At 42.9% G+C, this 11,833-nt stretch carries 9 protein-coding genes and 1 pseudogene; 6 read left to right on the top strand and 4 right to left on the bottom strand.

The genetic code is table 11. From position 1 onward, the window contains the following. Nucleotides 1–2: 2 nt before the first annotated feature. A complete protein-coding gene (locus F6K63_RS28610) occupies nt 3–248 on the bottom strand; it encodes a DUF4926 domain-containing protein (protein ID WP_287313821.1) in 246 nt (81 codons plus the stop codon). 141 nt (nt 249–389) lie between these two features. Between F6K63_RS28610 and F6K63_RS28605 the strand changes: the two genes are divergently transcribed. From F6K63_RS28605 to F6K63_RS28590, 4 genes and pseudogenes are all read left to right on the top strand, one after another. Further along, complete coding sequence (locus tag F6K63_RS28605) at nt 390–797, top strand: XisH family protein (protein WP_287313820.1); 408 nt, start codon at nt 390–392, stop codon at nt 795–797. Further along, nucleotides 788–1,039, top strand: a complete 252-nt coding sequence (locus F6K63_RS28600; protein WP_287313818.1) for an element excision factor XisI family protein — start codon at nt 788–790, stop codon at nt 1,037–1,039. The genes F6K63_RS28605 and F6K63_RS28600 overlap by 10 nt, the downstream gene beginning before the upstream one ends. 426 nt (nt 1,040–1,465) lie before the next feature. Further along, a pseudogene (locus F6K63_RS28595) lies at nt 1,466–1,606 on the top strand (element excision factor XisI family protein); the annotation flags it as partial. 338 nt (nt 1,607–1,944) lie between these two features. Next, complete coding sequence (locus F6K63_RS28590; protein WP_287313816.1) at nt 1,945–2,685, top strand: class I SAM-dependent methyltransferase; 741 nt, start codon at nt 1,945–1,947, stop codon at nt 2,683–2,685. A gap of 333 nt (nt 2,686–3,018) precedes the next feature. Here the strand turns inward: F6K63_RS28590 and F6K63_RS28585 are convergent, their stop codons facing one another. Both F6K63_RS28585 and F6K63_RS28580 read right to left on the bottom strand, forming a co-directional pair. Further along, nucleotides 3,019–4,431: a hypothetical protein gene (locus tag F6K63_RS28585; RefSeq protein ID WP_287313815.1), complete on the bottom strand. Its 1,413-nt coding sequence runs from the start codon at nt 4,429–4,431 to the stop codon at nt 3,019–3,021. 99 nt (nt 4,432–4,530) lie between these two features. Then, nucleotides 4,531–8,979, bottom strand: a complete 4,449-nt coding sequence (locus tag F6K63_RS28580) for an nSTAND1 domain-containing NTPase (protein ID WP_287313813.1) — start codon at nt 8,977–8,979, stop codon at nt 4,531–4,533. 280 nt (nt 8,980–9,259) lie between these two features. Between F6K63_RS28580 and F6K63_RS28575 the strand changes: the two genes are divergently transcribed. Both F6K63_RS28575 and F6K63_RS28570 read left to right on the top strand, forming a co-directional pair. Further along, on the top strand, nt 9,260–9,565 hold the full coding sequence (locus tag F6K63_RS28575; RefSeq protein ID WP_044493949.1) for a small RNA NsiR4-regulated ssr1528 family protein: 306 nt from the start codon (nt 9,260–9,262) through the stop codon (nt 9,563–9,565). 48 nt (nt 9,566–9,613) lie between these two features. Next, entirely contained in the window at nt 9,614–9,766 is a 153-nt protein-coding gene (locus F6K63_RS28570; RefSeq protein ID WP_008186876.1) for a hypothetical protein, read from the top strand. A 746-nt stretch (nt 9,767–10,512) separates the two neighbouring features. On the opposite strand, the gene F6K63_RS28565 is transcribed toward F6K63_RS28570, so the two are convergent. Then, nucleotides 10,513–11,511 (bottom strand): heme o synthase, encoded by a 999-nt coding sequence (locus tag F6K63_RS28565; protein WP_287250031.1) that lies wholly within the window; start codon nt 11,509–11,511, stop codon nt 10,513–10,515. Between the last annotated feature and the right edge of the window lie 322 nt (nt 11,512–11,833).

Raw genomic sequence — 11,833 nt, 5'->3', positions numbered from 1 at the left:
CTTCAAACCGCTTCATCTAATATTCGGATATGCAGAACCTCATTTTTCATTAATGGCTCAATTTGTGACTCGGAAACCACTAAAACAGCGATCGTTTCCCCGATTCCATTGAAAACTTCCAGACTATAACCATCCTCTGTGTCTTCTACTGGATGGTGATCGACAATCGTTGCAATATCCCCTTGCTGCAACTTATGCTTGGGAAAATCTTCCCCCAGGGCCACCCGTGAAAATAACTCAAATGCCATTATCTAGCCTCCTGTATGAGGATATACCACTAGACCGGTGAACTATTTAAAAGTAAGGTTTGCTGGTGCGATCGCATGATCAATACATTCGATCTAGCATATAATCTTACCAGAAAAGCTTCCTGTTTATTGTAAAAGTTCATGGCAAAGGATCGTTTCCACAATGCAGTGAGAACTGCCCTAGAAAAAGAGAACTGGGTAATTACCGCCGATCCTTATCAGTTGAGTGTTGGGGAAGTCGATTTTGAAATTGATCTTGCTGAAGAGCTAATCGCTGCGGAACGAGCAGGAGAAAAAATTGCTGTGGAAATCAAAAGCTTTATTGGTCGATCCCTTGTCTCCGATTTTCATACTGCCCTTGGGCAATGCATCAATTATCAATTTGCCCTAAATGAAGTTGATTCTCAACGTAATCTTTACCTTGCTATTCCTGAAACAATTTACCAATCTTTCTTCCAGCGACGCTTTGTAAGATCAGTAATTGAGAAGACTCAAATCAACTTACTGATCTATGACCAAACTCAGGAGGTTATTCGGCAATGGGTGTAGAAGAATCTGTAGAACAATATCGTCAGTGGATTCAGGAATTACTTCTAGAACGAGCCAATCGCAAGCGCACCTTCCCGGAAATCGAAGCCCAGGCGGTTTTGGACACAGAACGAGATCATTATCTGTTGCTGCACACTGGCTGGAAGGATAACCGTCGCACCCACGGATGTAGCCTCCACTTAGATATCAAAAATGTTGACACTCCCCGCCCTGGAAGGACGGGGATTCTTGCTTGGCCGTAGGCCACGCTACGCGAACAACGAGGTGACTTGTTTAACCAGGCCGGAGCCAGGCAAAATAGAGGTCTCCTCGACCCAAGCGTATTTGGTCTATGACCTAGGTTTCGGTGTGCCCCACCGTACCTTTTTTTTATATTATAGATAGATACTTTTTTAATCTAATTTTTTTCATAGACGTTGTCTTGATGCAGTCGCTCATGGGGGAAACCCCCAAGACCGCGCTGCATCGCTTAAGTCGTTAGACCAAATTACGCAATATGTATCTGATACATATTTTTTACGTTGCCTACTTATTTTTAGATAGTATTTATCTACGTTTTTAGTTTATTGCTTAGATATTCATCCTAACACGCTCTGTGAAAACTGTCAAGTTTTAGCTGAAAAAGAAAGCCGTCGAACGAAGGACGGGGCTTTAGACCCATTATTTTTGGTAAAATCTGGATTGAGCATGATGGGACCGAAATTGGCATTGCTACCCAATTGCTTGAACTGGGTGTTCCGGCTGAGGATATTGTGCTTGGCTTCCACTCCCCCAACATGCGCCAATACACTGAGTTTGCCGTTGATTAACTAGTAGACTTCGGGCGTTGTTGAATCTTTCAATGAATAGCAGTAGAGTGGGCATCCTGCCCGCCCCAAAACATCGCCAAACAGGCAAGATGCCTATTCCACAGGTAGAGTGGGCATCCTGCCCGCCCCAAAACATCGCCGAACAGGCAAGATGCCTATTCCACCGGTAGAGTGGGCATCCTGCCCGCCCCAAAACATCGCCGAACAGGCAAGATGCCTATTCTACAGGATTTTTTTCCTGTTCCCAGATCCGCTGTTCCCTGTTCCCTAAAAACATGTACTTCACCAATTAAAAACCGCTATATTGATAATCATACAGAACAATAGGAATTAAAGCCATGAGTAGCTCAAATCAAAAACACTATAAAAAAATCGGGAGTATCTATGATGATTTGTGGAGTTACTCAGAAGAATACATTAGATTTATGGGGTTAAAAATTAGTGAATATTTACGCTTAACATCAACAGATAGTCTTGTAGATTTAGGCTGCGGTACAGGACTTTTTACTCAAGCAATTCCTAAGGAAATACAGTTAGATAATCCGATTATATGCGTGGATCCTTCTGAAGAGATGCTATCACAAATTCCCTTAAGCCCCCAATACGAAATTAGGGCAGTAGATGCGATTACTTTTGTATCTGAAACTTCAGGTTATAATAAGGTCTATATGAAGGAAGCAATTCATCATATAGACAATAAAGAATTACTATTTAGTAGTTTGTTTCAAAAGCTAACTAGTGGAGGAATGTTTTTGCTGATCCTTCTGCCTCCAACTATTGAGTATCCTTTATTCAAAGCAGCTTTAGATCGATATGAAAGAGGGCAGCCTAACTATAACGACCTCACTAGTTTACTAGAAAAAGTCGGCTTCAACGTTTCAGTTGATTTTGTTGAATATCTTCAGTCAATTCCTAAAGAGCAATACTTGAAAATGGTAGAGAATCGCTATATGTCCTTACTTTCATTCTTTGATGATCAACAGTTAGAGGAAGGTTTAGCAGAAATCTCAGAAAAATATGCTCAACAATCTATCCTTGAATTTCCTGACCGTTTTGTTTTTATTACAGCAAGTAAGTAGTTAAGCAGTCAGCTATCAGCTATCAGCTATCAGCTATAAGTTATCAGCTATAAGTTATCAGCTATAAGTTATCAGCTATCAGCTATCAGCTATAAGTTATCAGCTATCAGCTAATGCGCTACGGATGGTGCTACTTGAGGGGCTTTTGAATCAAACAGGTCAGCATTCGAATAATGCTGAGTTATGTCACAGCGTCGAAGGCTGTGGCACAAACTAGAAGCCTGTGCCACAAAGCTGACGGCTGACGGCTGACGGCTGACGGCTGAATGCTTACGTTAAACGTTATGGATTTACCTTTACTGCCAAAGATATAGGGATTTGCAACAGGTCTAGTTACCGGCCTAAACCAGTAGTTGCGATCGCATCCGCTCTAGCATTCAATCGCTTCAGTAAGGTTGTATGGGATAGATTGGGATCATCCTTAATAGTGACCAGACCAAAACTAATCGGGGGTGTATGACCGGGCAAATCTACCCAACGATACCAGGTATAACCAACAAAAGCGGGATGAGTCAAAGCCCTGGCTAAGGACTTAGCGCCATTACGCATCATCCGTGACCTTTCGGAAAAGCCGTCTTCTGGTTCATCTGGTAAGGCTCGTTGAGTAAACCTGGTGTGTCCCCAACTAAACTCACTGTTGAGCACTGGCAATTTTGTAGCTTGGTAGTATAGGTCTATCCGCTCATACATGTTGTAGCGATAATTGTTAGCAGATACCACATCTACCCAAGGTCTTTTGATAGCGGAAAATACTGCATCAGAAGGAGGTGCCCCAAACCGACATCCCAGGATTAAATGGTTGTGGTCATAGCGGTGGATTGCTGCTGCAGTTTCCTGAAAATAGCGTCGAGCAAATTCTGCCTGAAACCCATTCTGATCCACTAAGTAGCCTTTAGAAACAATCCCTTGTTTTGTCTTAGTCCATTCTTCAATCGTGTCTCTAGATTCAATTGGGACCTGCCAATCTTTAGCTAACTGCTCTAGACTATTACCATGGCGCTTTAAAACAAAATCCCAGGCCGCACTATAGGCTGGTTTTTCTGGATTGAGGCTAAGGCAAAATTGCAGTAAGGATGCCTTAGCGTTATTGGTCAACAACAATTCTGAGTTAACCTTTCGGTCTGGTGTTTCGGCGTGTGCCCAATTGAGTTCATTGTCAGTAAAATATCCCACTAGCAGCTTGCTATTTGCCAGCGGTGCTACGATTTCCTTAGCTTTAGCATCAATCCCTTCAATCCATTTTGGATCAAACACATCGGGTAACTTTAGCTTCTTATCATCAATCCTAAGTTCGCTGTCTGGAGCGGCTTTGACGAAATTTAGGATAACCGTGTAGGGCATACCCTGATCCCACAATTGAGGTGGTGTCCATGCTCCTAGGGCATTAAAATTCCAGCTCCGCAGCCGCTCAAAGGTAGCTTCCCGAAAGGCAGCGGGGTCTTGACCATATTTATCCTCTACAACCGGAACATAGGGGTCAGGATAGCCAAAGTTGACGGAGGTGACACCCCGGTAAAGGAAGGGTTTGCCATCGGGGTCAATAAACCACCAACGACCTTTGTGGGATTTACCAACTCGGAAAAAATCCTGCTGACCTACTACGGTTTCGGTCTTGATGCGTACTTGGGCAAGAGGACTAGCAGCTTGGGAGGCAAGAAGACTATTGGGTAGGCCAGAGCTCAGCAGTACGATCACTGCTGAGAGGATGAACAGAATAAATCGGGATAATACTTTCCAATGTCGCATTTGAGTTTTGTTAATGCCTGATTGAGATCCCCCGTTGGTTCCCCTTAATAAGGGTAGGGCTGTTTCATTTCATTTATAAACCCTATATACGCCAAATGATTAAAGAGGGGGTACATTTTTGCAGAGATTGCGATCGCTCTCATCAACATTGGGGTTACTAAGATAGTCTCGCACCCAATCACAACCCTTTACTATTAGTTCATTTAATCCTCCTATACGCCATAACTTGGCAGTTCCGGATATGTCAAGAGTGGCTAATAAACTGCCATCAGCACTAAGACTTATACTTTTGACTCTACTTTTTTTGACTCTACTTTGATTAACGTTACTTTGATGCCCATCTTTAAAAGCAGTCAATAATTTTCCTGACATATCCCATACATAGGTATAATCCTTTTCTTCCGTATTAGAACCATTATACTCCAAATAAGGCCGCTCGGCACTAACGACTAAGCGACCCTGGGTACTAAAACCGATACTATCAAAGCTGAGATTAGCACCCTTAAACTTAACTAATTCCTTACCAGACTCCAATTCTTTTAAAAAGATATTACCTCTCTCTACATAGTGATCCTCGAAAGCATTCTGCGCCACTAACAGCTTGCCATCGGAGCTAAAAGCGATTTCACCCAAGAATAGCTCAGATTTTTTTTCCCAGCTTTTATTGTTCAAATTCAACCGATGGAGAGTTTGATTATAGTCATCAAACTCCTCAATAACAATTAAATCTTCACCATTATTGCTAAAAATAAGCTGGGTAATTGTTTTATTAAATTTTTTAGAAGATTTATACAACTCATTGCCATTCAAATCCAATAAGCGAATCCTATTATCTTTACCAACTCCAGCCAATTGTGTACCATCAGGGCTAAAACTGATTTGCCTTATTGTTGTTTTAAGATCGGGAAATCGCTTCAACTCCTTACCCTTCAAATCCAACAGACGAATAGTGTCATCACTTCCGACAACAGCTAGTTGCTTACCATCGGGGCTGATGCTGATACTTTCTAAGTTCGGAATTAGCTCTAACTCCTCTAATGGCTTCTGATCTAGTTTCCACCAGACCAGAGTATTGTCATCACCTAAACTAGCAAGTTGTCTGCCCTTAGACGAGCTAGAAATAACCTCACGAATACCACCTTGATGCCCTTTCAGTTCAAATTCCAAGGCGTCTGACAAAGAGTCATAACTCTTATATGGCTCATCATAAACACTAATAATACCCTCACCCTCTTGCCCAATAATCAGACGACCTTCGGTATCAAAAATGATACTGCCAGCTCTCCTTATGGGTTTAAACTCATTCCAATCTTCGCTATTTAAACTACCAAAGTAAGCAATTCTTTCATCTGGTCCAAACCATCCTGCTAAGTATTCACCATTAGGACTAATAGGACTAAAAACCAGATTTCCCGATAGTATCTGATGAAAATTTTTAAACTCTGCCAACTGATTACCACTCCTGTAGTCCGACAAGCTGAGGGTATTGCCAAATTGGTTAGCTACTACTAGCTGGTTCTTGGAGTTAAAGCTAATACTATGGAAATTGACTTCTTGTTTCAATAGCTTCGGTTTATCTCCCGTTTCCCACAGGCAGATAGTACTGGAATTGCCCTTCTTCGTTACCCTTTGTAAATAGGCTAGAAGCTTCTTGCTATCAGGACTGAAACTTATCCCTCTGTCAGATACACCGAAACCAGTAGGAAATAGACCTACATCAGTATCTGTAAACCCTGAAATACAGTCTGTAAGCTGACGTGGCTCTTCCTGTTTTCCTTCTAAGTTCCAGAGGCGAAAAGTCCCTTGCTTGTCAGTTGTTGCTAATAAGCGACTATCCGGACTAACATCAAGTTCTACTTGACCCTCATGTCCTGAAAATACTTTGGGTAGTGGTGTGCCTTTGAAGTCTTGTAAGCGGACAGTACCATCCTCTGCTGTAGCAATCATTAAGGTACCATCAGGCTTAAAAAACATCTTCTTAAAACCTTGAGGCATTTCTCTGCGGTTATATTCTCTAGTTGAATAGAATACCTTTCGCAAAGTTTGTAACACTTGAGGTGGAAGCTTACTGTCTGGCTTGAATAAGGATAAGTATCCCGGCCAATCTTGAAGAGATTTTGCTGCCCGTAAACTGGCAAGCAAAGCGTTTAAACCTTGCTCTAATTCTAAGTTGGCTTCGGCTGTTTGCCGATCAGCCTTAATTTGACCGATCAGGGCATCTTTCTGACCAATTAAGGAGAATACTAAACCTGTAGCTAACCCCAGCATGACTGCGATCGCAACACCCCAATTCCGACGAGTATTTAAGCTTTTTCGCCGGACGCTACGCCCCACAAACTCAGTTTCTACTTGGTTAAGCCAGTTATGGTCAGAATTGAGTACCTTTTTCAACAAATCCAGACGTGGGTTAGTATGCCAAAGAAACCTTGCCCTCTGCTGGCTTTCCCACTCCTGTGCCGCCGGAGTCAACCGCCGTTGCAGAAGTAGGCTTTCCTCCTCCTGTTGCTTCCATCCCAGCAATCTTTGCCATCCCCGCACTAAAGCATCATGGGCTGGTTCTACATAGGGATTCCCCTCAGCATCTTGTCCTTCTACTAATAACCGTGCTGTGCTAAAACGCTCAATTACTTCTTTAACTAAATCATTTTTCTGAGGTGGATATTCCAATTCCGATAAAGGTACTTGCCTACGGGCTAACTCACCCCCACCTAGTGCCACCATCCGCAGCATGACATGACGGATCACTTGGTCATAAGCGGGATTTTCTTGAACTAGCTTCTGATACTCCTCATCCGCCCTTTGAGTTAGCGATCGCATTACTCCCCCCAATTCTTGATAATCTTCTTGAGTCAACGCCCGGTCAATAGTAATACCGCTGTATTGTGCTTGCCGTTGCCGCCTTAAATACTTGAGGTACAGTTCACTTAAGGCAAAAGAAAGCAGGGGTAATGCTCCGGGCATATCCGCCACTTCATCAATTAATTCTTCTACTAATTCGTGGGGTTGAAAATACATTACCCGTGCTTGAGCTGGTTTTTCTATCGCTTCCTTTAGTTCCCCTCGTGTCATGGCTGGTACAATAAATCGTCCACTTTGCCAAAGATTTATCAGTACCGTGGTTCCCAATTGATTTAGTACTTCCGGTGCCAACGTTAAGCCCGCATCTCGGATTTGGGGTTCAAAATCAGAACGTAGGCTTAATACTACTCGTAATTGCTCCCGATAGCCATGAATTGCTGCCAGTATCTGTTGAAAAAATTCCTGCCGCTCCTGCTCATCTTGACAGAGTGTAATGATTTCTTCGCTTTGGTCAATAAAGATTAATAACTTGGATTTGGGATTGTTTTTAACCCAAACCGCAATACTTTGAGTGAGAGTTTTTTGTTTGTTCCCTAACTCGACTTTTGGTAATCCGGCCTCACCCAGGGCTTTATTGAGAGCTTGGAAGGGGGTTTCTCCGGGACGAATTGGTGACACTATCGACCATTTATCGGTATTTTTATGTTTCAACTGGGGAATTAATCCGGCTTTCACCAAACTCGATTTCCCCGAACCGGAAGCACCTAAGACCACAGTTAAGGGATGAGTCTTGACAAAATCCTGTAACTTTTCTACTAGTAATGTTCTACCAAAAAATAGTTGACTGTGTTCCTCTTCAAAGGAGTTTAAACCCCGATAGGGATTTTTCGACTCATCTAATGGTGGTGCGGGGGGTAAGTTGAGTTCATGTCCTGGAGACAGAAAGATATACTCGCCTTTATCGTGCTTGTTTAAACACCAAATACCAGGCGTTTGGCGCAGACGGCATTTTTCTGTGGGAATTTCGACTCGATCCCGTAAATATAAATATAATTTTGTGGCTGTAATTACCCCATCTCCAGCCGGTTTACCATTCGTGGCAGGAGGATAGATATCTCCTGCACCTTCTAGGGCTTCTAATAATGCACTAGCAAAAGGGGAATGATTGCCGATTTGACCGCGTTCGCTATCTAAATTAAAGTTATCTAAAGCCTTTTGATCCGAGGCTGAGGAAGTAATGATTTGCCATGCCGGGTCAGTAATAAAACGGTCATAACGCTCTTGGTGAATGACTTCTGGCGATGTAAGTAAATCCCTGGTACTTGACCATTTAAAAGCACCAGCAAAACAGCAGTCTAGGATACCCAAGAAATGACGACAGGGTAATTGATGGAAAGCATCATGTAACTTGGTCATGGGCAGATAACTATTAGTATCCCCCAGTTTGGCATCTTGAGGAATTAGGTAACCAGCCGGGCCATCATCCCCATTGAGAGCTACTCCATGACCAGCAAAGTAAAATAATAAGCGGTCATTTTCAGTGACTTGTTCGGGTAGGGTTTGGTCTAAAAATTTGTTGAAGTTAGAGAGGGTGGCTACTTCGTCTAAGCATTCCCAGACTTCATAGCCATGCTTCTCGCGGAGAATTTCTATTAGTTTTTTGGCATCGTTTACGGCGGTGTTCAGGGGGGAAATGCCGTTTTGGTAGTTGTTGATGCCGATGATCAAGGCGAGATTGCGGGAAAACATACATATACCGTGGGATTTTATTAAGTACAGAATTATGGTTTTTTATGGAACAGGAATTATTAAGGGAGCAGGGAATATAGCAGTTGGCATTCAAACTATTTTTGGCGATAATGAAACAGCCCTGCCTCCTGGGGGTTAGGGGTGGGTACCCATCTATGTTTTTGCCAGAATGAAACAGCCCTGCCCTTAATAAGGGGGACTTTTGAATCTAATTCCACCCTTTGTTAAGGAAACCGATACCCTGGTAAAATACTCTCGTATCTATTACTATCAGCTTAACATGTCTACCGAAGGAAATTCCCAGACTCAAACCACTACAGGTGCTGATGCCGTTGATGACGCGATCGCAAAGGGAATTGATTTAGATGGCTCGCCAATCCCCAAAGCTAAGTTAGACCTTTACAACCAAGTGATGGGATTGGAAGCTCAACGGCAACGGAGCGGTGTCAGCAATACCATGAGATCAAGAATTGTGCGGATTGGAGCGAAGCATATCTCTCAAGCAGAACTCAATCAAATGCTGCTCGATGCTGATTTTATCCCTCTTAAAGACAAAGAGATTGCTTTTTACTACGGGGGTAAGTAAAGTGAATTTAGTCTATCAGAGTTCACATTTAAAACCCATGCACAGTTTTTGAGCTGGAAACGTGAGCAGGCCAAACTACTAAAAAACACAGGCCAGTCTTATGAATCGTGGTTCTTAGACGATGATGGCAAAATTGACTACCAACGGATGATTGAAACATTGGATGAACTAATCAGAGCCGGTGCGATCAATTTCGCTTAAACACGAAAAGCCAGCAAACACTGTAATCTGCCACGGTAACGCAAAAACCACCCATAATTTGGAGTGCTATTTAGAGGTCAAACAACGAATAGCTGCAAATTATGGTTGGGGGGAAATTGAATCTGATCAACCCAAAATACTAGACAATCATTGGGCAGAACTAGAACCCAGTTCCAACGACTGAACACAAAGATACTGAGTCTTATATCTCACCGTGGTTTCAGGTGGAACCCGTAATTATATTATTGACAGTAATGAGACCAAGTACCACACACATAAAAGACCAAGTACCAAGTGCAGAATTACAGTAATGAGACCAAGTACCACACACAGAACAATTGACTTGCCTAGCTGTTTATCGCCCATAATACCAATTTTTACAACACATGATGGTCATATCGCCAAATATGTTCCACCGACCATGCCTAATAGCACAGTCACTCTTATAACCGACAGCATAGGGCGGCAAAAAAAATAGGAGTCATAACCCTCCAATTTTAGGTGTTATGACCCACAAATTTTCCGCGTCCAAAGAGATGGCTTTTTACTACGGCGGTAAGTAGGATAGCAAAGGGAACAGGGAACAAAAATTCTCACAATTGATTTAGGCTCCCTAGAGTATAAATCTCAATAGGGTTGGCGAATCGCTATACCTCAGAGCTAACTCACCAACCCTATTTGCTAATAGCTGATCGCTGATCGCTGATCGCTGATCGCTGATCGCTGATCGCTTACCAGCCAACACCCTAGACTAAGTTAATACTTACCTGCTCCAATACTGTAGAAATTGCTTGAATCAAAACTTGGGAATTCTCTGCTACAGTTGCAGTAATTTCCCTGGTCATCGGTAAGCTATCCACTACGATACCGGTACACAATAACATCATATAGAGAATTGAGTACTTAAACATAGACCGGGCAAGTTGATTGTCTTTAGGTTCCTGAAGCAGCAACCATGCTTTTTTGATAAAAATACTGCCCAAAAGAATAGCAACTATGCCATAAACCACTCCCGATTCTCCTAAGGGATAGATCAACAATAGGGAAGTGGGGACGACTAATAAGGTGTAATACCAGATTTGACGAACAGTAACCTCTTCACCGGCTACTACCGGTAACATGGGTATCCCAACTTTGGCGTAATCCTCGTGAATCATTAAGGCTAAAGCCCAGAAGTGAGGCGGTGTCCACAAGAACACGATGATAAAGAGTAACCAAGGGGCCCAACTCAATTCTCCTGTCACCGCAGCCCAACCCACTAGCGCTGGAATTGCTCCTGCTGCACCACCAATGACGATGTTTTGGGCAGTGTGGCGCTTGAGGATATGAGTGTATATGAGCATATAGAAGATAATGCCAGATAGCGCTAGTAAGGCACTAAGGAGGTTAGCGAAGACTGTTAGCAGGGTGAACGACAGGATTGCTAATGCGATCGCAAACAGCAAGGCATCACGAGGCTGCACTTTCCCAGAGGGAATGGGACGGTGGCGAGTGCGCAACATTTCATAGTCGATATCACGGTCATAGATGCAGTTAAGCACTTGGGCAGATGCTGCGGCCAAAGTACCACCGACCAGGGTAACTAGCAATAAGATGGGATCGACTTGTCCATCGGATGCCAACCACATCCCTGCTGCTGTCGTAATTAATAGTAGTGGAATAATTCGAGGTTTTGTTAGTTGATAGTAACTTTGAATAACCTCTCTTAAGTTTTCATGTTGACGGGTTAAACTAGTCCCAAGCATTCAATTCACCAATTCCTTCTCTAAAAAGTCTCAAGTGTTAAGGATGTTCGTCCTTAGGGTTCCCGTAGGGTAGGAGGAAGCATCAAGGATGAAGGATGAACGGTGAAGTGTGAAGGATAACAACATAGGGATTGCTGAGTCACCAATTCATGCTATACTTCTTATGGTCTGATCCTTTCCAGTAGCATTGTTAGTAACAACAAGTAGACCAACAAGTAAATAACGGTCCCCAGATCATAGTTTCAAGATGTTTTACCCTAGCGGATCAATGGTCCGATTCTATTTAGCTGATCTACAACTGATAAAAACAACAGATAAAACC

Origin of the sequence: Moorena sp. SIO1G6, from assembly GCF_010672795.1 — a bacterium.
Classification (GTDB): Bacteria; Cyanobacteriota; Cyanobacteriia; order Cyanobacteriales; family Coleofasciculaceae; genus Moorena; species Moorena producens.
This window is presented reverse-complemented; position numbering and strand designations above follow the sequence as displayed.

What these genes read in the sequence shown, in the direction of transcription:
- F6K63_RS28585 (WP_287313815.1), bottom strand. Translation starts at nt 4,431, where the DNA reads ATGCGACATTGGAAAGTATTATCCCGATTTATTCTGTTCATCCTCTCA.
- F6K63_RS28590 (WP_287313816.1), top strand. Translation starts at nt 1,945, where the DNA reads ATGAGTAGCTCAAATCAAAAACACTATAAAAAAATCGGGAGTATCTAT.
- F6K63_RS28605 (WP_287313820.1), top strand. Translation starts at nt 390, where the DNA reads ATGGCAAAGGATCGTTTCCACAATGCAGTGAGAACTGCCCTAGAAAAA.
- F6K63_RS28565 (WP_287250031.1), bottom strand. Translation starts at nt 11,511, where the DNA reads ATGCTTGGGACTAGTTTAACCCGTCAACATGAAAACTTAAGAGAGGTT.
- F6K63_RS28580 (WP_287313813.1), bottom strand. Translation starts at nt 8,979, where the DNA reads ATGTTTTCCCGCAATCTCGCCTTGATCATCGGCATCAACAACTACCAA.
- F6K63_RS28575 (WP_044493949.1), top strand. Translation starts at nt 9,260, where the DNA reads ATGTCTACCGAAGGAAATTCCCAGACTCAAACCACTACAGGTGCTGAT.
- F6K63_RS28610 (WP_287313821.1), bottom strand. Translation starts at nt 248, where the DNA reads ATGGCATTTGAGTTATTTTCACGGGTGGCCCTGGGGGAAGATTTTCCC.
- F6K63_RS28600 (WP_287313818.1), top strand. Translation starts at nt 788, where the DNA reads ATGGGTGTAGAAGAATCTGTAGAACAATATCGTCAGTGGATTCAGGAA.